Raw genomic sequence first — 21828 nt, forward strand, 5'->3', positions numbered from 1 at the left:
GCTCACAGAGCAGACGTCAGTTCGTGTTGCCCTGCTCGTCCTTCGAGAGCTGTTTCCAGGCGTTCTGCTGCGAGAGCATGCCCCGCAGATAGGCGACGTTCGCTTCAGCCTGCTCGGCGCTGAGCTCCTGCCGGGCGATCTGCTCCGCCTCGGCAAAGCGGCCCTGCAGGCCGATGGTGAGGGCAAGGTTTTGTCGGACGCTGGATTCGGCGCCCGGCTGCTGCGCGGCCGAGCGCAGATAGGTCTCGGCGGTGCGCAGATCGCGCGCGAGTACGTAGGACATGCCGAGATTGGAGAGGACGGACGGCTCGTTCGGCTGCAGGTCAAGTGCCTCGCGGTAGCGGGTACGGGCGTCGGACGGGCGACCCAGCTGATCGAGGATCGCGCCTTCCGCCGATTTCAGCCGCCAGTCCGGACGGTCGGGGGTCTGCGCCCGCTGAATGGTGCCCAGTGCTTGCTCGAGCCGGCCCGCCGCAGCTTGCGACTTCCCGTAGGCGGCAAGGACTTCGCGATCGGTCGGATGGAAGATCGCCACCTGCTGCATCACGGCAAGCGCCTGATCGTTGCGGCCGGTCATGCGAAGCAGGTTTGCGTAATTCAGACCCGCCTGCCGATCCTTCGGGTTTTTCTCGTAGGCCTTTCCGACGCTTTCCGCTGCGCGGCTGAGCTCGGTCGCGTTCATATCGGTGACGGGTTTCGATAGCTTGGGAATGGATCCCGTCTTCAGGTCATCACGCCCGCCGCCGGCGCAGCCTGCAAGCGTCGCCGTCAGAAGTGCAGTCGCGGCCAGCAGAAGCAATTTTCGGCAAGACGAATTTGCGTGCGCGGAGCAGAGCATGAATTTTCCCCAGTGCATCACTTGCGACGAATGAGGGACTCACGCCGCAATCCTCACGCCAGCAATAATCTGTTAACCCTAACAGACCGTTAATTCGCTGATTCCCGGACAGCACCGCAAAGGCTCTGCAATGGCCCCCTACCAGTTCATCGATCGCCCCTCCCCGTTCAACACGCGTGGCGGCAAGACGCTTCCGATCTTCGCGATCACCCCTGCCCATATCGAAACGGGCACGATCGAACCGATCGCGCTGGACTGGGCCAAGAAAGCGGGTTTCAAGGCGGAACCTGGGTCGCTGCTGCTGATCCCGACGGATGACGGTCACCTCGGTGGCGCCCTGTTCGGCCTCGGCAAATCACCGTCAGACGCACCATTCCTCACCGGCAAGCTTGCGCGTACGCTCCCGGCCGGCGACTGGCATATCGAAACCGCGCCGCTGACGGCAAACCGCCTCTCGCTCGGCTACGGGCTCGGCAGCTACCGCTTCGAACGCTACCGGACGGCGACGAATGACGCGCCCACGCTTCTCATTCCGGCAGACGCGGATGCCGCTGACATCAAGCGCCAGCTCGCCGGCGTCTTCCTCGCTCGCGACCTGATCAACATGCCGACCAACGACATGGGGCCGGACGCGCTGGAAGACGCTTTCCGGGCGCTCGGCGCGCACTACAAGGCGAAGGTCTCGGTGATCCGTGGCGACGACCTCTTGAAAGAAAATTTTCCCCTGATCCACACGGTCGGCCGCGCTGCCGCCGAGGCACCTCGCCTGCTGGAAATGCGCTGGGGCAAGAAGGGCCATCGCAAGGTGACGCTGGTCGGCAAGGGCGTGTGCTTCGACACCGGCGGGCTCGACATCAAGCCGTCCGCCTCGATGCTGCTGATGAAGAAGGACATGGGCGGGGCGGCCAACGTCATGGGGCTGGCGCTGATGATCATGGACGCCAAACTCAAGATCGACCTTCGTGTCCTGGTGCCGGTCGTGGAGAATTCGATTTCCTCCAACGCGTTCCGGCCGGGCGATATCTACCGCAGCCGCAAGGGCCTGACGGTGCAGATCGACAACACCGATGCCGAGGGCCGGCTGATCCTCGCCGATGCGCTGGCCCTTGCCGATGAGGACGAGCCCGACCTTCTGATCGACATGGCGACGCTGACCGGTGCCGCACGCGTCGCGCTCGGCCCCGATCTTCCGCCGTTCTTCACCGACGACGAGGATCTGGCAGACGACCTGCGCGAGGCGAGCCTGTCCGTCGACGACCCGCTATGGCGCATGCCGCTCTACATGGGCTACGACAAGGACATCTCGGCCCGCATCGCCGACCTGACCAACGCGCCGGCAGGCGGCATGGCCGGGTCGATCACGGCCGCCCTGTTCCTGAAGCGCTTCGTCACGCGGACGAAGGGCTGGGCGCATTTCGACATTTATGGCTGGGCGCCGGCCGAACGGCCGCATTCGCCGGTCGGCGGCGAAGCGCAAGGGATACGGGCGCTCTACCAGCACATGAAGTCGGTAGCCAGCTAATCAATGGGCCCAAGGTCGCGCGGAAAACCGGTGTCTGGCCACGCGGCCGATACCGTGTCGTGACATACTTTCCATCTCCGCATCGATACGATAGCGTAACGAAACTGCCCTATCTTGATCTTGTCGGAGATTGTCGTGCTGGATCTGACGGCCTCGCAGGCGCTCGGCCTCTGGCACACCGTGTCGCTGCAGCAGGTACGGCTTGACGGAAGGGACCTGAGCCTGCGCCAGCTTGCGATCCTGCTCGAGATCTACCTCGTGCCGCCGCCCCACACGGTGCGCGGACTTGCCGCCAGGCTCGGCGTGACGAAACCGGTGATCACGCGGGCGCTCGACACGATGGGCGACCTCGGGCTGGTGACCAGGGAGCGCGACGAGCGCGACCGCCGTAATGTTGTCATCAAGCGCACCATCAATGGCGCGCTCTATCTGGAAAAGCTCGGCGACCTGATCATCGGTCAGGGTCGGGCGCTGACACCGTGAGACCGCCATGAATGCTTTGCCCGACCGCCGCCTGAACGCCTATCGCCCCGATCTTGCCGAGGATGCGCTGCGCGAAACCGTCGACGCCCCTCGCTATACCGCCGGCACGCCGGCACGGGTCTCCGCTTCCGTTATCGGCCTTCGTCCGCGGCCGGACCTGACGGCCGGCATCGATACGGAGCTCTTGTTTGGAGAAACCGTGAACGTCCTGGATCGCGCTGAGGGCTGGGCCTGGATCAAAGCAGACTTCGACGGCTATGTCGGCTACCTGCCGGAAGCGGCTCTTACCGAGAACGGCAAGGCTGCAACCCACGTCGTCGCCGTTCCGCGCACCTTTGCCTATACCGGCGCGGATCTGCGGACGCCGCCGGCCTTTCCCCTGTCGCTCGGCAGCCGGATATCGGTCGTCGGGGAAAGCGAAACCCGGGGCACGCGCTATTTCACGCTGGAGGGCGGCCAGTCGGTCGTGGCGAACCATTGCGCCCCAACCGGCCAACCGATTGCGGATGACTACGTGTCCGTCGCCCTGCGATTCCTGGAAACGCCCTATCTCTGGGGCGGCCGCAGCGGTTTCGGCATCGACTGTTCCGGTCTCGTCCAGCTCGCCATGATGATGACCGGCCAAAAGGCCCCCCGCGATTCGGACATGCAGGCGAACGGCCTCGGCACCGCCATCGACCGCAGCGCACTGCGGCGTGGCGATCTCGTGTTCTGGAAGGGCCACGTTGCGATCATGGAAGATCCGGAAACGATCGTCCATGCCAACGGCCACACGATGAGCGTCGCCCGGGAGGGCCTTGAGGCCGCGATCGAGCGGATCGGCTGGCTCTATGAGCAGCCGACCGGTTATCGCCGGCCCTGAGGCCATTGCCGGATCAGTAGCCGGCGGAGCGATCGACGACATGCTGCAGCGGCTTGCCGCTTTCCAGACGCGATATCTGCTGCTCGACATGGGCAAACAGCGCCTTGACGTCAGAGGCCGCGGCGGCGTGCGGGGTGACGAATACCTTTTCGTGCGTCCAAAGCCGGCTTTCGAGCGGCAGCGGCTCCTGCTCGAAGACGTCGAGCGAAGCGCCCGCGAGTGTGCCATTGTCGAGCGCTGACAGAATGTCTGCCTCGACCTGGCTGCCGCCGCGACCGGCATTGACAAAGATCGGCCCGCCGAGGGCCCCCTCGCGGCGCAGCTTGGCGAAGAGGCCGGCGTCGAAGAAGCCGCGCGTGTCCGCCGTCAATGGCAGAAGACCAACAAGGATATCCGTCCGTGCAAGGAAGGCGTCCAGCCCGGCGGCATCGAAGGTTTCGATGCCCTCGATCTCCTTCTTGCGGCGCGACCAGCCGATGACGTCGAAACCCATGGTGCGCAGCTTCGCCGCGGCATCGGATCCGAGTACGCCGAGCCCCATGATCCCGACCGTGACCTCTTTCGCCTCGGGCTGGGCGAGCTCGCGCCAGATGCGCTTGGCGTTCAGCGCCTCGTAGGCCTTGAACTGGCGCAGATGCAGCAGGCACTGCAGCACGACCCACTCGCTCATGCGCGTCGTCAGCGTCGGGTCGACGAAGCGCACGACAGGCACCTCCGGCAGGCCCGGCAACGTCATGACATGGTCCACCCCGGCTCCGCCCGAGAAGACCGCCTTGAGATCGTTTGCCCGTGAAAACAGGTCGGCGCCAGGCTTCCAGACCACCGCATAATCGATACCCGACAGGTCGCGGGCCTTGTTCGCCGGATGGGCGAGATCGATCACATCCCGGTCGGCGAAGGCTCCTTTCAACGCGGTGGCAACCTCTTGGCGATCGAACTTCAAATCGATGATGACGGGGCTGTTCTTCTGCACGTTCAAACCTGCTGTATATCGGGGAATCGGCTATTGGCGGATAACATCTGATTTTACCGCCGCCAGGTCAAAGGCGGCGGCCATCAGGGCTTTGGTATAGGGCATCTCCGGTGCTGCGATGATCCGTGCCGCCGGCCCCTTCTCGACCACCTTACCTGCCCGCATGACGATGATGTCGTTGGCAAGCGCGCGCACGACCTTCAGGTCGTGGCTGATGAAAAGATAGGCGAGGTTGTGCTTGGCCTGCAGGTCTCGCAGGAGATCGACGACCTGCGCCTGGACGCTCATGTCGAGCGCCGAGGTCGGCTCGTCCAGCATGACGAACTGCGGCTTCAGCACCATGGCGCGGGCAATGGCGATGCGCTGGCGCTGGCCGCCGGAAAATTCGTGCGGATAGCGCCAGCGGGTGGCGGGATCGAGCCCCGTTTCCTCCAGCGCCGACGCAACCCGGCGGTCGCGCTCGTCGGCCGACAGTTTCGGCTCGTGGATCTCCAGCCCCTCGGCCACGATATCGGCCACCGACATGCGCGGCGACAGCGAGCCGTAGGGGTCCTGGAAGACGATCTGCATGCGGTTCCTGAGCGGCCGCATCTCTTTGAACGAGTAGTTGGCGATGTCCTTGCCGACGAAGGCGATCCTGCCCTTCGACGCGATCATCCGCGTCAGCGCCAGCCCCAGCGTCGTCTTGCCGGAGCCCGATTCACCGACGACGCCGAGCGTGTGGCCGGCCTTCAGCGTCAGGTCGATGCCGTCGACCGCCTTCACATGGTCCACGACCTTGCGCATGAAGCCGGCCTTGATCGGAAACCAGACCTTGATGTCGTCCGCCGCCATGATGACCGGCTTGGTCTCGTCCGGCGGCAGCGGCGCGCCCCGCGGCTCGGAGGCCAGCAGGTGGCGGGTGTAGTCGTGCTGCGGATTGGTGAAGATCGCCTCGACCGGCCCGGCCTCGACGATCTTTCCGCCCGTCATCACGCAGACGCGGTCGGCGAACTTGCGCACGATGCCGAGGTCGTGGGTGATGAACAGCATCGACATGCCGTGCTCGTCCTTGAGCTTCTTCAGGAGCTCGAGGATCTGCGCCTGAACGGTGACGTCCAGCGCCGTCGTCGGCTCGTCCGCAATTAGAAGCTCCGGCCGGTTCGCGAGCGCCATGGCGATCATGACGCGCTGGCGCTGACCGCCGGAAAGCTCGTGCGGATAGGCAGACAGCCGCTTTTCAGGCTCGCGGATGCCGACCTGGTTCAGGAGTTCGAGCGTTCGGGTCCGCGCCTGCGCTCCCTTCATGTCCTGGTGCAGCTCGAGAATTTCCCCGATCTGCCGCTCGATCGAATGGAGCGGATTGAGCGACGTCATCGGCTCCTGGAAGATCATCGTGATGTCGTTGCCGCGAACCTCGCGCAGCACGGGATCCGGCGCGTTCATCAGATCGCGCCCCTTGAAGATCACCGTCCCGGACGGGTGGCTCGCCGCCGGATAGGGCAGGAGTTTCAGGATCGAGTTCGCCGTCACCGACTTTCCCGAGCCGGATTCGCCGACGAGCGCGACCACCTCGCCGCGCCCGATCTCGAAGGAGACGCGATCGACGGCAACCGACGTCTTGCCGCCCTGGTGGAAGGCGACTGACAGGTCCTTCACGCTGAGGATCGGATCGTGGTTCTCTTCGGTCATGGCGGCGCTCAACGGAAGGTCTTCCTCGGGTCGAAGGCGTCGCGTGTCGCTTCACCGACAAAGATCAGGAGCGACAGCATTAGCGACATGACGGCGAAGGCGGTCAGCCCCAGCCAGGGCGCCTGCAGGTTCTGCTTGCCCTGCGCGATCAGTTCGCCAAGCGATGGCGAGCCGGGCGGCATGCCGAAGCCGAGGAAATCAAGCGAGGTCAGGGTGGTGATCGATCCCGACAGGATGAAGGGCAGGAAGGTCAGCGTGGCCACCATAGCGTTCGGCAGCAGGTGGCGCACCATGATCGTGCCGTTGCCGACGCCGAGCGCGCGGGCGGCGTTGACGTATTCGAAGTTGCGCGCCCGGAGGAACTCCGCACGCACGACGCCGACGAAGCCGACCCAGGAGAACAGCAGCATGATCGACAGCAGGATCCAGAAGCCGGGCGGCAGGATCGCCGAGATGATCAAAAGAATGTAGAGCACCGGCATCGACGACCAGATCTCGATGAAGCGCTGCATCAGAAGATCGGTCCAGCCGCCGAAATAGCCCTGCACCGCACCGGCCGAGACACCGACGATCGCCGATGCGATCGTCAGCGCCAGCCCGAACAGGACGGAGATGCGGAAGCCGTAGATCGTGCGCGCCAGCACGTCGCGCGCCTGGTCGTCGGTGCCGAGCCAGTTCAGGTTGCCGACGATGCAGCCGGGATCGTCCTGCCCCATCGGGTAGCCGGAGCAGCGCTCCTCCTTGCTCATCAGCCAGAACGGTTTCGTCGGGGCCGAATGGGGGATGTTGGAGTTGGTGCTGCGATAGGAATAGCGGATCGGCGGCCAGATCATCCAGCCGTTCGCCTCGATCTCGTCGCGGATGAAGTCCGACTTGTAGTCCGTCTCGGCCAGGAACCCGCCGAACTTTTCCTCCGGATAGTTCACCAGAACGGGAAAGAGGATTTCGCCCTTGTAGGAGGCGACGACCGGCCGGTCGTTGGCGATGAACTCGGCGGAGAGACTGAGGCCGAACAGGACGAGAAAGATCCAGAGCGACCAGTAGCCGCGCCGGTTGGCCTTGAAGTTCTCCCAGCGCCGGCGGTTGGTCGGAGACAGCAACCCTTTCGGCGGCGCACTGGTGGGCATCGAGCGGGCATCGGGCAGGACGGCCATCAGACGTCCCTCCGCTCGAAGTCGATGCGCGGATCGACCCAGGTATAGATCAGGTCGGACAGCAAGCTGACGAACAGGCCCATCAGCGAAAAGATGTAGAGCGTCGCAAAGACGATCGGGTAATCTCGGCGGACGACCGCGTCGTAGCCGAGACGGCCAAGGCCATCGAGCGAGAAGATGTACTCGATCAGCAGCGATCCGGTGAAAAAGGCCGAGATGAAGGCGCCGGGAAAGCCGGCGATGATGATCAGCATCGCGTTGCGGAAGACATGGCCGTAGAGCACCTGGCGCTCCGTCAGCCCTTTCGCGCGGGCGGTGACGACGTACTGCTTCTTGATCTCGTCGATGAAGGAGTTCTTCGTCAAAAGCGTCGTCGTGGCGAAGGCCGAAAGCAGCAGCGTGATGATCGGCAGCGTCATGTGCCACAGATAGTCGAGCGGCTTCTGCCACCACGGCAACTGCCAGAAATCGTCCGAGACGATGCCGCGCAAGGGGAACCAGTCGAAGAACGAGCCGCCGGCGAAGACGACGATCAGGAGAATGCCGAACAGGAAGCTCGGCACCGCATAGCCGACGACGATGACGCCCGAGGTCCAGACGTCGAACGTCGAGCCGTCGGAAACCGCCTTCCTGATGCCGAGCGGGATCGAGATCGCGTAGGAGAGGATCAGGATCCAGATGCCGAGCGAGATCGAGACGGGCATCTTCTCCTTGATCAGGTCGACGACGGAGGTGTTGCGGAAGAAGCTCTCGCCGAAGTCAAAGCGCAGGTAGTTGCCCATCATCGTCAGGAAACGCTCGAGCGGCGGCTTGTCGAAGCCGAACTGCTTTTCCAGCTTGGCGATGAATTCGGGATCGAGGCCGCGCGCACCGCGGTAGCCGGAAGACGCGTCCTGCGAAAAATCCTGCAGCATATCACCGGAACCGGACAGCCGATCGCCGCCGCTCTGGCTGGTGAGATCGGAGATCACCTGCTCGACCGGTCCGCCGGGCGCGAACTGCACGACGATGAAGGAGATTGCCATGATGCCGACGATCGTCGGGATCATCAAAAGCAGCCGGCGAAGGATATAGGCACCCATCAGCCGGGCCTCCGCTTTAACGCGGGCGCCATGCCGCCGTCTGTCGCCCTGTCAGCTTTCAATCCGCCGGTTCCCGATGCGTTGTACCGCCGTGGCGGTGATTCGTGTTTCCCGCAATTTGGATTGCGGCTCCGTTCCAAAGCAAGCTCTCATTCCGCCTTCACCTCGGTCGACCACCAGACGTCGGGAAAACCGAGGCCATAGGTCGGCAGTTCGGCGGGGTGGGTGATCCGGTCCCAATAGGCGATCGGCGCCGCCATGCGGTAGTACATCGGCACCACATAGTGATGGGCGAGCAGCACCCGGTCCATCGCCCGCGTCGCCGCCACGAGTTCTTCGCGATCCTTGGCGAAGATGACGCGGTCGATCAGCGCGTCGATCGCCGGATCGCCGATACCCGCATAGTTGCGCGACCCCTCCCGTGAAACCGAAGAGGAGCCCCAGTAATCGCCCTGTTCGTTGCCCGGATGCAGCGTCTGCCCCCAGACGTACCAGGTCATGTCGTAGTCGAAGGAGCGCAGGCGGTTCGTGTACTGCGCGGGATCGACGGTGCGCACGCGCGCATCGATGCCGATCCGCTTGAGATTGTTCGTATAGGGGACGGCCACGCGTTCCAGCGTCGGGCTCGACAGCAGGATCTCGAAGGAAAGCGGCTCTCCCGTATCCGCCTTGACCATCCGGTTGCCCTTCAGCACGTAGCCCGCATCCTTCATCAGCGCGACCGCCTTGCGCAGGTTCTCGCGCGCCTTGCCGGGGTCGCCGCCGACCGGATTTTCATAGGGCTCGGTGAAGACACTCGGCGGCACCTTGTCCTTCAATTCGTTGAGGATCCCCAGTTCCTTGCCTTCCGGCAGGCCCGAGGAGGCAAGCTCGGTTCCGAAGAAATAACTGTTGACCCGCTTGTACTGGCCATAAAAGACCGTCTTGTTCAGTTCCTCGAAATCGAATGCATAGTTCAGCGCCTCGCGAACGCGTTCGTCCTGAAACATCTCCTTGCGCATGTTCGGCACCATGGCCTGCATGATGCCCGTGGCGCGGTAGGGATTGGGTATCTCCTCGCGCTTCACCCGGCCGTCCTTAACGGCGGGAAAATCATAGCCGGTCGCCCAGCGGCTCGCCTGGTTCTCGAACCAGTAATCGACATTGCCGGCGCGGAAGGCTTCGAACTCGACGTTGCGGTCGCCGAAGAAGGAATATTCGATCCGGCCGAAATTGTTCTGGCCGACATTGACGTTCAGGTCCTTGGCCCAATAGTCGTCGCGCAATTCGTAGCGGATCGCCGATCCCGGCGAAAAGGAGGCGATCTTGTAGGGACCGGAACCCATCACCGGTTCGAGCGTCGTCTTGGAGATATCACGCTGCTTGCCGGAGGCGTCCTTGCCCTCCCACCAGTGCTTGGGAACGACCTGAAACTGGCCGAGGATCTGCGGCAGCTCGCTGTTGTTCGTTTCGTCGAAGTGGAAGGTGACGTCGCGCTCGCCCGTCTTTTCGGCCGACGTGACGTGCTTGTAGTAGTTGGTGAAGAGCGGACTGTGCTCGATGACCTTCTCGAAGGAGAAGATCACGTCCTCGGGGGTCACCGGCTGGCCATCGGCCCATTTCGCCTCGGGACGCAGGCGGAAGGTCGCAGACGAAATGTCGTCCGGGTAGGATACGCCTTCGGCAAGCAGGCCGTAGGAGGTGGTTACCTCGTCTTCGGAGGACTTCATCAGCGTGTCGAAGACGAGGCCGATGCCGACAGCGGTCTCACCCTTGGCGAGCAGCGGATTGAACGTGTCGAAGGTGCCGTCGTTCGAGAGCTTGAGGGTCCCGCCCTTCAGCGCCTTCGGGTTGATGTAGTCGAAATGGGCAAAGCCGGGCTGGTATTTCAGCTCGCCGACGGTCGAAATCCCATGGCGCCATTGCGGGACGGCATCCTCGGCCCGTGCAGGGGCAAGCAGGGAGGCGGCCGCTGCCGCAACGATCAAGCCTGAGTAAAACCAGCGTGGTCCGAACTGCATGCCAAGCCCCTTCTTGTCTGTTGCCTATGCCCCTTGCCGGAAAGATTAGTCAAATTCCGGGCACGCCGCCATCAAAGCGGCAATTTTTTGCGGCCCCCTGCCACAGTCAAAAATCCATTCACGCGAAAGCGCGCTGTGCTACTTCGCAAAGAACTATAGTCACGACCGATTCTGGGCCATCAAATGTCTTCCATGTTCAAGCCGCTCCTTTTCCGTGCCGGTCTCGCCGTAGCCCTGCTTTCGGCGATTGCCGCGCCGCTCCATGCCGAAGACCGCCCGGCCAAGGAACTGTTCGGGGCCAAGCGTCTGCCGGCCCAAATGGAAACCGCGTCCTACGGCTCCTACGCCAAGGGCTGCATTGCCGGCGCCGTGGCGATCCCGGCGGACGGACCGGGCTGGCAGGCGATGCGGCTGTCGCGCAACCGGCGTTGGGGCCATCCCCAGATGATCGCGCTTCTTGAACGGTTCTCGCAGGACGCGCAGAAGCTCGGCTGGCCGGGGCTGCTGCTGGGCGATATCTCGCAGCCGCGCGGCGGGCCGATGCTGTCGGGCCATGCCTCGCATCAGATCGGTCTCGATGCCGATATCTGGTTCACGCCAATGCCCGATCGGCGGCTTTCGGCGCAGGAGCGCGACGAACTGCCCTTCACCTCCATGCTCGACAAGAGCAAGTTCCTGACGGTCGATTCGCGCCGCTGGACCTCCACGCACGCCCGGCTCGTCATGAAGGCGGCGAGCTATCCGCAAGTCGAGCGCGTCTTCGTCAATCCGGCGATCAAGAAGAAGCTCTGCGATACCTGGCAGGGAGACCGCTCGCTGCTCGGCAAGGTGCGACCGGTCTACGGCCATGACGAGCACTTCCACATTCGCATCAAGTGCCCTGCAGGTGCTGCCGGCTGCAAGCCACAGGCAGCGGTGCCGACCGGCGACGGCTGTGACAAGTCGCTCGCCTGGTGGTTCACCGACGAACCCTGGGCCAAGCCGAAACCGAAAAAGGACGAGAAGCCGGTCAAGCCGCGCGTCACGACATTGTCCGACCTTCCGAAGGCGTGTGCCGTCGTTCTTGCCGGGGCGGCGCCTGCGTCGGAGCAGGAGGTTACCTATGGCGGCGGATCTGCACTGGCCTTCAGCGGACAAGAAGCGCCCGACAACAGCATTGCCGCCGTGATCGCCGCCGACGCGGCGGCCGAGCCGGCCGGTCTCATCCCCGTGCCCCTGCCGCGGCCATCGCTGCAATAGAGGCCATGCGACACCCTCAGCGCCGGACTTCTCAGGGGCCAAGCGGTCCGGTATAAAGTCGTCAAATCGATTTAGATTTGCCGATACCGCCCTGAGCGAGGCCGTCCATGTCTCTTCCGAAAACCATCGCCCTGATCGCGCATGACGAGAAGAAGGACGCCATGGCGGAGTTTGTCCGCCGCAACGAAGCGGCACTACGCCAGTGCCGGATCTTCGCCACCGGCACGACCGGCGGCCGGGTGCTCGACGCCTGCCCTGACCTCGATGTCAACCGATTGAAAAGCGGTCCGCTCGGTGGCGACCAGCAGATCGGCGCGCTGATCGCCACGGGCGAGGTGGACATGCTGATCTTCTTCGTCGATCCGCTGACGGCGATGCCGCACGATGTCGACGTGAAAGCCCTGATGCGGCTTGCAATCGTCTATGACATACCAATGGCATTGAACCATGCTACTGCCGAGATGCTGGTTTCAACCGGCATCTGACAATGGCGGCGCAAGCTTGCGGGCCGAAAAGATCTTCGAGACGAAACTGAACGAGAGGCGCAAGACCCAATGGCAAAGGCGAACGACGGCGAGATCGCCCTCCCCTTTCCGATCCTGATCGGCGACATCGGCGGCACCAATGCGCGCTTCGCGCTGCTGATCGACGCCTTTGCCGCGCCGCGGGAGTTCCCGGTCATCCAGACCGCGCAGTTCGACACCATCGATGACGCTTTGCAGCGCTGCATCCTCGATACGACCTCGATCCAGCCGCGCTCGGCGATCCTTGCGCTTGCCGGGCCGATCCAGGGCGACGAGGTGCCGCTGACCAATTGTGACTGGGTCGTCCGCCCGCGCGACATGATCGCCAATCTGGGCTTCGAAGATGTGCTGCTTGTCAACGATTTCGAGGCGCAGGCCCTGGCGGTCGCCTCGCTTTCGGACAGCGATCGGGAACAGATCGGCGGTGGAAAGGAATACTATTCCGCCTCCCGCGCCGTCCTCGGACCCGGGACGGGCCTTGGCGTTGCCGGTCTCATCCACGCCCAGCGCACATGGATTCCTGTTCCGGGCGAAGGCGGGCATGTCGACATTGGGCCGCGCACGGAGCGTGATTACCAGATCTGGCCCTTCCTTGAGCCGATCGAAGGGCGCATGTCCGCCGAGCAGGTGCTCTGCGGTCGCGGCATTATGAACATCTACCACGCGATCAACGCAGCCGATGGGCGGGAAGCGCCGCTCGAAACGCCAGCAGCTGTCACCTCGGCGGCCCTTGCCGGAAGCGACGACGCAGCGGTCGAGACCGTTTCGCTCTTTTCCACCTATCTCGGACGTGTCGCTGGAGACATGGCGATGATCTTCATGGCCAAGGGCGGCGTCTATCTCGCCGGCGGCATCTCGCAAAAAATCCTGCCGGCGCTGCACCGGCCGGAATTCCGCACCGCCTTCGAGGACAAGGCCCCCCACAACGAATTGCTCCGCTCGATTCCGACCTATGTCGTCACGCACCCGATGGCTGCGCTTGCCGGCCTTGCGGCATTCGCCCGCATGCCCGATCGCTTCGGCGTCGCCACCGAAGGGCGGCGCTGGCAAAAATAGGCCGGCCGCTTTCAACACAGAGCAGACTCGCCAAACGGGCCGGGACACACTATAGAGCGCGCCAAGGCCCTTGTGTCGGCAGGCACCGGGTAGAGCTGCAGGAAAGTTGGTTTATTGAGCGACAAGAGCCGCACCGATCGTCACCTCAGTGCCGAAACGATCACGAGCGTCCTCAAGCGCGTCATCGCCGAAAACGGGCGAGACCATATTCGCGGCTATCTGCTCGCGATCTTTTGTCTCGCCGTCGTCGCCGGATCGACCGCATTCACGGCCTGGATCATGGAGGCGGTCGTCAACGAGGCGTTCGCCAACCGGCGCGCGGATCTCGTCGCCTGGATTTGCGGCGCCATCCTGCTTGCCTTCATCCTGCGTGGCTTCGCCACCTACGGGCAGGCCGTGGCGCTTTCCAAGATCGGCAACAGCATCGTCGCGCGCTACCAGCGCAGGCTCTATTCGCACCTGATGACGTTGAGCGTCGACTTCTTCAGCGAAGCCCGCTCCGCGCGCCTTGCCGCGCAGATCAACCAGAACATCAACGGCATTCGCGACGTTCTGAACATGACCGTGACGTCGATCGCCCGCGACTTCCTGACCCTCATCGCGCTGATCGGGGTGATGATTTCGAAGGACGCGCTTCTGACGGGGATCGTCTTCCTTGTCGCGCCGCCGCTTCTGTTGGGCCTGCGCTACATTTCCAAGCGGTTGAAGTTCGCGACGCGCGAATCGGTCCTGATCAACAGTCACGTCCTCGGCGCCATACAGGAAACGATCCAGGGCATCACCATCGTCAAGGCCTTCACGATGGAGGAGCAGCTGCGGGCAAAGGTCGAGAAGATCATCGACCAGGCGGAAAAGCGGTCCAACCGGATTGCCAGACTTTCCGAGCGCACGGCTCCGATGACGGAAACCTTTGCCGGCGTCGCCATTGCCAGCGTCCTCGGCTACTCCGCCTATCAGGCCATCTACGGCGGCGTCCTGCCAGGGGCCCTTTTCGCCTTCATCGCCGCGCTTCTGATGGCCTACGACCCCGCGCGCCGCCTTGCCCGCCTGCAGATTTCGCTGGAGCGTGCCGTCGTCAATGCGCGGATGATCTACGAAATCCTTGATATCGAGCCACACCAGCGCGACCGCCCGGGTGCCGAACCGCTACAAGTGGGCAAGGCGCAGATCGAGTTCAGGGGGGTGTCGTTCTCCTATGCCAACAGCAAGCCGATCCTAAAGGAAGTCAGCTTTGTTGCGGAAGGCGGCAAGACCACCGCCCTCGTCGGCCCTTCCGGCGCCGGAAAGTCGACAGTGATCAACCTCATTCCGCGCTTCTGGGATCCGGCGCAAGGACAGGTTCTGATCGACGGGCAGGATATTGCCCACATCGAGAAACAATCGCTGCGAAACAACGTCGCCTATGTCTCGCAGCAGCCGTACCTTTTTGAAGGCACGATAAGGGACAACATCCGCTACGGCCGCGCAGACGCAACCGATGCCGAAATCGAGGAGGCGGCGCGGCTCGCCTATGCCCACGATTTCATCCTCGAGCAGCCGCAAGGCTACGAGACCCCCGTGGGTGAAAATGGCGCCACCCTCTCGGGGGGGCAGCGTCAACGGCTTTCGATCGCCCGTGCACTGGTGCGCAACGCGCCGATCCTGCTTCTGGACGAGGCGACCTCGGCACTCGACACGGAGTCGGAAAAGGCCGTGCAGAAGGCGCTCGAGCATGCCATGAGCGGGCGCACCGTCGTCGTCATCGCCCATCGCCTGTCGACGATCGTCAACGCTGACAAGATCGTCGTCATGTCGGACGGGAGGGTCGTCGAGGAAGGCTCGCATGACGTGCTTGCCGCCCGTACCGACGGTCTCTACGCTCGGCTCCACAACCTGCAGGCACCGGGCGCCTCTCTCCAGGAAGCCGAAAGGAAAGCGGGCGAATGACGGCAAGGGACATGAAGCTGGTGGTGGTCGGGGCTGGCGGCCGCATGGGCCAGACGCTCATCCGGACCATCCACGCGATGGGCGGAGCGACGCTTTTCGCAGCGGTCGAGCGGCCCGGCTCACCCTTCGTCGGCAAGGATGCGGGTGAACTGGCCGGCCTTGGCCCGATAGGCGTCACCGTGACGGACAAGCCGCTTGAGGCCTTCGTGGAGGCGGAGGGCGTGCTCGACTTCACCGCGCCCGCCGCGACCATCGAGTTTGCCGGCCTTGCGGCGCAGGCCCGGATCGTCCACGTGATCGGCACCACGGGGTGCTCGATGGAGGACGACGTGAAGATCGCCGCTGCGGCGCGCCACGCCCGCATCGTCAAGTCCGGCAACATGAGCCTCGGCGTCAATCTGCTCGGCGTTCTTACTGAACAGGCTGCACGCGCCCTGGACGCTGCCGATTGGGACATCGAGATCGTCGAGATGCACCACCGCCACAAGGTCGATGCCCCTTCCGGGACCGCGCTTCTGCTTGGCGAAGGCGCCGCCCGCGGACGCGGGATCGCGCTGGCCGAGAATGCGGTGCGCGTTCGGGACGGGCATACCGGCCCACGCGTCGCCGGAACGATCGGCTTTGCCACCCTGCGCGGCGGTTCGGTCGTCGGCGATCATTCGGTGATGCTGGCCGGCGAGGGTGAACTGGTGACGCTGTCGCACAGCGCCGCCGATCGGTCCATCTTTGCTCGCGGTGCGGTGAAGGCCGCACTCTGGGCGCGCGACAAGAAACCCGGCCTTTATTCCATGCTCGACGTGCTCGGGCTCAACTGACATCCAACTTCCTCGAGGAGCGAAGACCTTATGAGCGGAACCCTTGTCCTTGTTCGTCACGGCCAGAGCGAATGGAACCTGAAAAACCTCTTCACCGGCTGGCGCGATCCGGACCTGACCCCGCTAGGCGTCGAGGAGGCCAATGCCGGTGGCAAGGCGCTCGCCGACTACGGCATCAAGTTCGACATCGCCTTCACCTCCGACCTCATCCGGGCGCAGCGGACCTGCCAGATGGTTCTCGACAATGTCGGCCAGCCGGATCTTGAGACGATCCGCGACCAGGCCCTGAACGAGCGCGACTACGGCGATCTTTCCGGCCTGAACAAGGACGATGCGCGCGCCAAGTGGGGCGAAGAACAGGTGCATGTCTGGCGCCGCTCCTACGACGTTCCGCCCCCGGGCGGCGAAAGCCTGCGCGACACCGGCGCGCGTGTCTGGCCCTATTACCTGACGGATATCCTGCCGCGGGTGCTGCGGGGCGAGAAAGTGCTTGTCGCGGCCCACGGCAACTCGCTACGCGCCCTCGTCATGGTTCTCGACCGGCTGACCAAGGAGCAGGTGCTGAACCTCAACCTCGCGACCGGCGTTCCGATGGTTTACAAGCTGAATGCGGACTCCACCGTCGCCTCCAAGGAAGTGCTGGGCGACATGTCCGGCGCGCATTGAGCGCCCCCAATCCTACCTGAAGCGGGCCGCGTTGCGCCACTTGCACCGCTGAGAAACCCGTCGATTTTTTCGGCGGGTTTTGGTTTGTGGGGCGGGCCGGACGGCGCCGGGATTGTCTTGTGGGGTACTTCACTTTCGCCTTGCAGCGCCTGCCGAGCCACGGGTCAGTGCTGTTGTGATCGATGCCTTCGCGTCAGCCGCCCCGCGACCGCAAGCGAGGCTGTTCGGACGGCGTCGTGAACGGCATGACGAAAGCGTACCGGAGACGTTGCCGCCGTCTCCAGGAGCTCGTTCAACCTTTGCCCGATCGTGTCGATGGAGTAGTGCCGTTCGACATATTGGCGGGCAAAATCGCCAAGCGACCGCCTGTCCTGCGATGAGTCCAGCAGACGCTTCAACGCGGCGATGAGATGATCGTTGCTGGGATTTCCGTCGCCAAGGCCGTACATGCCGTTGAAGGTGAAGAATTCTTCCGTTTCCGGCGCGAAAAGATCTGAAAAGCCATGTTCGCCGACCACGATCACCGGCTTGGAGAAGGCCATGCCGCGCATCGCCGATCCGCCCATCCCCACGACAATGTCCGCGGCGGCATAGCCGGGGCGAGGATCCAGCAAGGCCCCCGAGAAGAGAATGGCATCGCGTCCAAGCTCTGCGTTCACCCCCCTGGCGTACTCTTCCAGATCGTTCCTGGCGGTGCCGTCACCGACGATCGCAAATCGCAGGCGCGTGTCCGATCCGAGCGCGCGCACTGCGTCCATCGTTCTTCGGATGCTTTCCGACTTCATCCAGTCCGTCAGCCGGCTGACCGTGACCACCAGCACATCCTGCTCGGCGATGCCGAATTGCTTGCGGAACGCGGTCGGATCGATCACGTCGGGCGCGTTGAATTTCACATCGACCGGCGGAACGATCAATTCCGCGCGTCGAAAGCCCGCAGCGCGCGCCTGACTGACGAGATCGGGGGTTCCGAAGGTGGTTAGCGCCCTCTTCGGCAACAGGCTTGGCACCACCATCGACATGCAAGTCACCACGACGGGGACCTTGCGGTACAGCTGTATCCCAAGGAAGGCGTCCAGCCATTGCGGCCAGTCCCAGACATGGACGACGTCGGGTCGCTCCAAGCGTATGATCTCGTCGATGACCCGCATGCGCGCCACCGACGGATGCGACCTCGTATCGGGTATGGGGCGGAAGGTTATGCCGGCATTGTCGAGCAGATCCTGCATTGGGCCGGCGCTCGCGAAATAAGTGACCTGATGGCCGCAGGCGTCGCGCAGATATGCACTGAGCTCGATCGCATTGACCTGGGTGCCGCCGACCTCGAGACGATGTCCGAAAATCAGAACCTTCATGCCGTTCGTTCCTGTTGGAGCTGGTCGGGGGCGCTGGCGAAATGCCGGCCGCGTTGAGACCGCATAGGCTGACCGAGCGGCTCCCGCGCGTCCACTAGGACAAAGTGGTTAGACAAATCAGGCCGATGGCACGTGGCTATTTCGGCGATACCCCTTTCGGACACGGCCGTACGTCGTTTTTTTTCTTTACGGATTTGGCGAAAAGAACTCTCCTGAATCGTAAAGAGATCGGGTGCGGAACCGGCAAACAAGACAGTTCGGACACGATCAATACCGCGAAATTTCTTTCGAGATCTGGGGCAATTGGGATAGTGGGGTCCTGCGCGACATGATTGCAACTAGCGTTACGCTGGGAGAGGGCGTCGTCATACATCACCCTGAGTTGGTGAACCTCTATGGCTGCACGATCGGCGCCGGTTCGCGCGTCGGGACATTCGTGGAAATCCAGAAGAATGTCGTGGTCGGCCGAAACTGCAAGATCTCCAGCCATTCCTTTATTTGCGAGGGGGTGACGCTTGAGGACGGGGTCTTCATCGGCCACGGCGTCATGTTTACCAACGACCTCTATCCGCGGGCGGTCAACCCCGATGGAAGCCTGCAGTCCGAGCAAGACTGGCAGGTGATCCCGACACTCATCAGATGCGGCGCCTCGATCGGCAGCAACGCCACGATCCGGGCGGGGGTAACGATCGGCGCGGGGGCGCAAGTCGGCGCCGGCGCCGTCGTGACCAAGGATGTGCCCGACTATGCGATTGTTGCGGGCGTCCCGGCGAGGGAGATCGGCCGCGCCAAGGACGCACCGCTCGAGCTCCCTTCCTCCAGGAGAACGGTATGATCGGAATTGCTGTGATCGGCTATGGGTACTGGGGGCCGAATCTGGTTCGCAACATTGCGGATATCCCCGATGCTCGCCTCGTCTATGTGTGCGACCTGCAAAAGGACCGGCTTGCCCCCGTGCAGGCTCGCTATCCGACCGTGGCGGTCACCGACAATATCGACGAGGTTCTGCGCGACCCCCGCGTGGACGCGGTCGCGATCGCCACGCCGGTTTCGAGCCACTTCAAGCTTGCCATGAAGGCGCTGATGGCCGGCCGGCACGTCTTTGTCGAAAAGCCAATGGCCGCGACGTCCGAGGAGGCGCGTCGCCTCGTCGACGAGGCCCACCGCCGCGGCCTCAAGCTTGCCGTCGACCACACCTTTGTGCACACCGGTGCGGTCCGCAAGATGCGTGAGATCGTCGAGGACGGTCTCGGCGACATGTATTACTACGATTCCGTCCGGGTGAACCTCGGTCTGTTCCAGCACGACGTCAGCGTGGTCTGGGACCTGGCGGTGCACGATCTGTCCATCATGGACTATGTGCTGCGGGAAAAGCCGATCGCCGTTTCGGCGACCGGCATGAGCCATGTCATCGGCGAGCCGGAAAACATCGCCTATCTCAACCTGTTTTTTGAAAGCAAGCTGATCGCGCATGTCCACGTCAATTGGCTCGCACCGGTCAAGGTGCGCCGGACGCTGATCGGCGGCAGCAGCAAGATGATCGTCTATGACGACCTGGAGCCGAGCGAAAAGATCAAGGTCTACGACAAGGGCATCACGCTGAACGGGACCGGCAATGGCGATGTCTACCAGATGCTGGTCGGCTATCGCACCGGTGATATGTATGCGCCCCAACTGGACATGACCGAAGCGCTCGGTCGCGAACTGCGCCAGTTCGTTTCGTGCATCGACGGCGATGCCCAGCCTACCACGGACGGGCTTGCGGGCTTGCGCGTCGTTCGCATCCTGGAAGCCGCGACCCAATCCCTCGCGCAACGCGGGCGCGTCGTGGAACTCGAGCCGGCAAGGATGATCGCATGATCCCTTTCCTGGACCTGAAAGCGCAATATGCCTCGATCAAGCAGGAAATCGACCGTGCGGTCCTTGATGTACTCGCCTCGGGACAATACGTGCTGGGCGACGAGGTAGCGCGCTTTGAACGCGAATTCGCCGACTATTGCGAGACACGGCACGCGATCGCGGTGAACACCGGAACGAGTGCCCTGCACCTGGCGCTGCTTGCCGCCGGCATCGGACCCGGCGACGAGGTCATAACCGTGCCCCTCACGTTCGTCGCGACCGTGTCGGCGATCTGTTACACCGGCGCAAAGCCGGTGTTCGTGGACGTCGAACCTGTCACTTTGACGATGGATCCGTCCAGGGTCGAGGCCGCGATCACGCCGCAAACCAAGGCCATCATACCAGTTCATCTCTATGGCCAGATGGCCGAGATGGATCCGATCAATGCCATTGCCGAGCGCCACGGCTTGGCGGTGATCGAGGACGCGTGCCAGGCGCATGGAGCCGAGTACAAGGGGCGCCGTGCGGGCAGTCTCGGCGTATCGGGTTGCTTCAGCTTCTATCCGGGCAAGAACCTCGGTGCGTGTGGCGAGGGCGGCATGGTGGTCACCAGCAACGACGAACATGCCAAAACCATGCGCATGCTCCGCGACTGGGGCCAGGAGCAACGCTATCATCACGTGCTGAAGGGGTTCAACTACCGCATGGATGGCATCCAGGGCGCCATCCTGCGCGTCAAGTTGAGGCATCTGGAGGCCTGGACAAAGGCGCGCCGGGACCATGCCGCTCGCTATTCGTCGATGCTCGCCGGCTCGACCACCGTCCGCCCGCAAGTCGAGCGGGCCGACCGGCGTCATGTCTATCACGTCTACGCCGTTAGGTGCCGGGATCGCGCGACCGTGCAGCGTTCACTTCAGGCCGATGGCATCCAGTTCGGCCTGCACTATCCGATACCGGCACATCTGCAGAAGGCGCATGCGGACCTTGGTCATCGGGTCGGCGATTTCCCGGTATCCGAGGCGGCGGCGCACGAGATGCTGTCACTTCCCATGTTTCCCGAAATGTCGGCGAAGGAGATTGCGCGCGTCGTCTCCGCAGTGGGGCAGGATGCCTATGTCGGTTGATCTCAAATCCCTCCCGAGGCTCGTACAGGCAATGCACGGCAAGCGCGACTGGATCAACGATCCGCCCTACGAACATCAACTGGCCGAAGAGTTGAAGGGGATTTACGGACCGGCCGGCCTGATAGAACTCTACGGGCGATTTTCGGCAGGAACGGGCTTCGTCGACAGCCTGATGCGCAAGGTGATCTGGCGGGCGCTCGCCCGCCGATGCGGCACCGATCTGCGCGTCGGCAGCGGCGCCGTTTTCAAACACCCCGAGACCTTTGAGATCGGTCACGGCGTCCATATCGACACCCAGACCTATCTTCAGGGGCGCCATGATGGAACCTGCATCATCGGCAACAAGGTCTGGATTGGCCCGCAGGCCTATCTCGATGCCAGGGATCTCATTCTCGAGGATTATGTCGGATGGGGCCCGGGCGCCAAGGTTGTGGGTTCCACCCACACCGGCATTCCGCACGACCTGCCCATTATTGCGACCGATCTGGAAATCCGGCCGGTGCGCGTCTGCGAATGGGCGGATATCGGGGCGAATGCAACAATTCTTCCGGGTGTGCGGATCGGCAAGGGCGCGATCGTCGGGGCCGGAGCGGTGGTCGTGACCGACGTCGAGCCCTTCTCGGTCGTGGCGGGCGTGCCGGCGAGGTTCCTGCGCTGGAGGAAGGATTCGGACTCGACGGCAGCAACACCGTGAATTTTGGG

The 21828-nt window shown here is 63.4% G+C and carries 20 protein-coding genes; 13 read left to right on the forward strand and 7 right to left on the reverse strand.

Annotated features, from left to right (window positions below):
• Window positions 1–16: 16 nt before the first annotated feature.
• The gene (locus J2Y48_RS02910; protein ID WP_310412410.1) at window positions 17–838 is read right to left on the reverse strand and encodes a tetratricopeptide repeat protein; all 822 of its coding nucleotides are present in this window, start codon (window positions 836–838) and stop codon (window positions 17–19) included.
• A 130-nt stretch (window positions 839–968) separates the two neighbouring features.
• Between J2Y48_RS02910 and J2Y48_RS02915 the strand changes: the two genes are divergently transcribed.
• From J2Y48_RS02915 to J2Y48_RS02925, 3 genes are all read left to right on the forward strand, one after another.
• The gene (locus J2Y48_RS02915; protein WP_310412413.1) at window positions 969–2360 is read left to right on the forward strand and encodes a M17 family metallopeptidase; all 1392 of its coding nucleotides are present in this window, start codon (window positions 969–971) and stop codon (window positions 2358–2360) included.
• A 135-nt stretch (window positions 2361–2495) separates the two neighbouring features.
• On the forward strand, window positions 2496–2843 hold the full coding sequence (locus J2Y48_RS02920; RefSeq protein ID WP_405030144.1) for a MarR family transcriptional regulator: 348 nt from the start codon (window positions 2496–2498) through the stop codon (window positions 2841–2843).
• Between the two features lie 7 nt (window positions 2844–2850).
• Window positions 2851–3705, forward strand: a complete 855-nt coding sequence (locus J2Y48_RS02925) for an NlpC/P60 family protein (protein ID WP_310412416.1) — start codon at window positions 2851–2853, stop codon at window positions 3703–3705.
• 13 nt (window positions 3706–3718) lie between these two features.
• On the opposite strand, the gene J2Y48_RS02930 is transcribed toward J2Y48_RS02925, so the two are convergent.
• The 5 genes from J2Y48_RS02930 to J2Y48_RS02950 form a co-directional block, all read right to left on the reverse strand.
• Window positions 3719–4678 (reverse strand): glyoxylate/hydroxypyruvate reductase A, encoded by a 960-nt coding sequence (locus J2Y48_RS02930; protein WP_310412419.1) that lies wholly within the window; start codon window positions 4676–4678, stop codon window positions 3719–3721.
• Between the two features lie 30 nt (window positions 4679–4708).
• A complete protein-coding gene (locus J2Y48_RS02935) occupies window positions 4709–6349 on the reverse strand; it encodes an ABC transporter ATP-binding protein (protein ID WP_310412422.1) in 1641 nt (546 codons plus the stop codon).
• An 8-nt stretch (window positions 6350–6357) separates the two neighbouring features.
• Entirely contained in the window at window positions 6358–7503 is a 1146-nt protein-coding gene (locus J2Y48_RS02940; protein ID WP_310412425.1) for an ABC transporter permease, read from the reverse strand.
• Window positions 7503–8585: a microcin C ABC transporter permease YejB gene (locus tag J2Y48_RS02945; protein WP_310412427.1), complete on the reverse strand. Its 1083-nt coding sequence runs from the start codon at window positions 8583–8585 to the stop codon at window positions 7503–7505. The genes J2Y48_RS02940 and J2Y48_RS02945 overlap by 1 nt, the downstream gene beginning before the upstream one ends.
• 149 nt (window positions 8586–8734) lie before the next feature.
• A complete protein-coding gene (locus tag J2Y48_RS02950) occupies window positions 8735–10585 on the reverse strand; it encodes an extracellular solute-binding protein (RefSeq protein ID WP_310412430.1) in 1851 nt (616 codons plus the stop codon).
• A 183-nt stretch (window positions 10586–10768) separates the two neighbouring features.
• Here J2Y48_RS02950 and mepA point away from each other — a divergent pair, with 183 nt between their 5' ends.
• From mepA to J2Y48_RS02980, 6 genes are all read left to right on the forward strand, one after another.
• Window positions 10769–11824, forward strand: a complete 1056-nt coding sequence (mepA, locus tag J2Y48_RS02955) for a penicillin-insensitive murein endopeptidase (protein ID WP_310412433.1) — start codon at window positions 10769–10771, stop codon at window positions 11822–11824.
• A 107-nt stretch (window positions 11825–11931) separates the two neighbouring features.
• Window positions 11932–12309 (forward strand): methylglyoxal synthase, encoded by a 378-nt coding sequence (locus tag J2Y48_RS02960; RefSeq protein WP_310412436.1) that lies wholly within the window; start codon window positions 11932–11934, stop codon window positions 12307–12309.
• A 69-nt stretch (window positions 12310–12378) separates the two neighbouring features.
• A complete protein-coding gene (locus J2Y48_RS02965; RefSeq protein WP_310412439.1) occupies window positions 12379–13404 on the forward strand; it encodes a glucokinase in 1026 nt (341 codons plus the stop codon).
• Window positions 13405–13518: 114 nt separating this feature from the next.
• Entirely contained in the window at window positions 13519–15330 is a 1812-nt protein-coding gene (locus tag J2Y48_RS02970; RefSeq protein ID WP_310412441.1) for an ABC transporter ATP-binding protein, read from the forward strand.
• Window positions 15327–16145, forward strand: a complete 819-nt coding sequence (gene dapB, locus J2Y48_RS02975) for a 4-hydroxy-tetrahydrodipicolinate reductase (RefSeq protein WP_310412444.1) — start codon at window positions 15327–15329, stop codon at window positions 16143–16145. Before J2Y48_RS02970 ends, dapB begins: the two co-directional genes overlap by 4 nt.
• Window positions 16146–16175: 30 nt before the next feature.
• Complete coding sequence (locus tag J2Y48_RS02980) at window positions 16176–16811, forward strand: 2,3-bisphosphoglycerate-dependent phosphoglycerate mutase (protein ID WP_310412447.1); 636 nt, start codon at window positions 16176–16178, stop codon at window positions 16809–16811.
• Window positions 16812–16975: 164 nt separating this feature from the next.
• Here J2Y48_RS02980 and J2Y48_RS02985 read toward each other — a convergent pair whose 3' ends face one another.
• On the reverse strand, window positions 16976–18163 hold the full coding sequence (locus J2Y48_RS02985) for a glycosyltransferase family 4 protein (protein WP_310412450.1): 1188 nt from the start codon (window positions 18161–18163) through the stop codon (window positions 16976–16978).
• Window positions 18164–18491: 328 nt separating this feature from the next.
• Between J2Y48_RS02985 and J2Y48_RS02990 the strand changes: the two genes are divergently transcribed.
• From J2Y48_RS02990 to J2Y48_RS03005, 4 genes are read left to right on the forward strand one after another with little or no spacing between them, the layout of a single operon-like run.
• Window positions 18492–18998 carry an acyltransferase gene (locus J2Y48_RS02990; RefSeq protein WP_310412453.1) on the forward strand — a complete coding sequence of 169 codons (507 nt, stop codon included), beginning with the start codon at window positions 18492–18494 and terminating at the stop codon, window positions 18996–18998.
• Window positions 18995–20023 carry a Gfo/Idh/MocA family oxidoreductase gene (locus tag J2Y48_RS02995; protein WP_310412456.1) on the forward strand — a complete coding sequence of 343 codons (1029 nt, stop codon included), beginning with the start codon at window positions 18995–18997 and terminating at the stop codon, window positions 20021–20023. Before J2Y48_RS02990 ends, J2Y48_RS02995 begins: the two co-directional genes overlap by 4 nt.
• Window positions 20020–21126 carry a DegT/DnrJ/EryC1/StrS family aminotransferase gene (locus J2Y48_RS03000; protein WP_310412459.1) on the forward strand — a complete coding sequence of 369 codons (1107 nt, stop codon included), beginning with the start codon at window positions 20020–20022 and terminating at the stop codon, window positions 21124–21126. The genes J2Y48_RS02995 and J2Y48_RS03000 overlap by 4 nt, the downstream gene beginning before the upstream one ends.
• The gene (locus J2Y48_RS03005; protein ID WP_310412462.1) at window positions 21116–21820 is read left to right on the forward strand and encodes an acyltransferase; all 705 of its coding nucleotides are present in this window, start codon (window positions 21116–21118) and stop codon (window positions 21818–21820) included. The genes J2Y48_RS03000 and J2Y48_RS03005 overlap by 11 nt, the downstream gene beginning before the upstream one ends.
• The last annotated feature ends 8 nt before the right edge of the window (window positions 21821–21828 follow it).

Source organism: Mycoplana sp. BE70, from assembly GCF_031455855.1.
Taxonomy (GTDB): domain Bacteria; phylum Pseudomonadota; class Alphaproteobacteria; order Rhizobiales; family Rhizobiaceae; genus Mycoplana.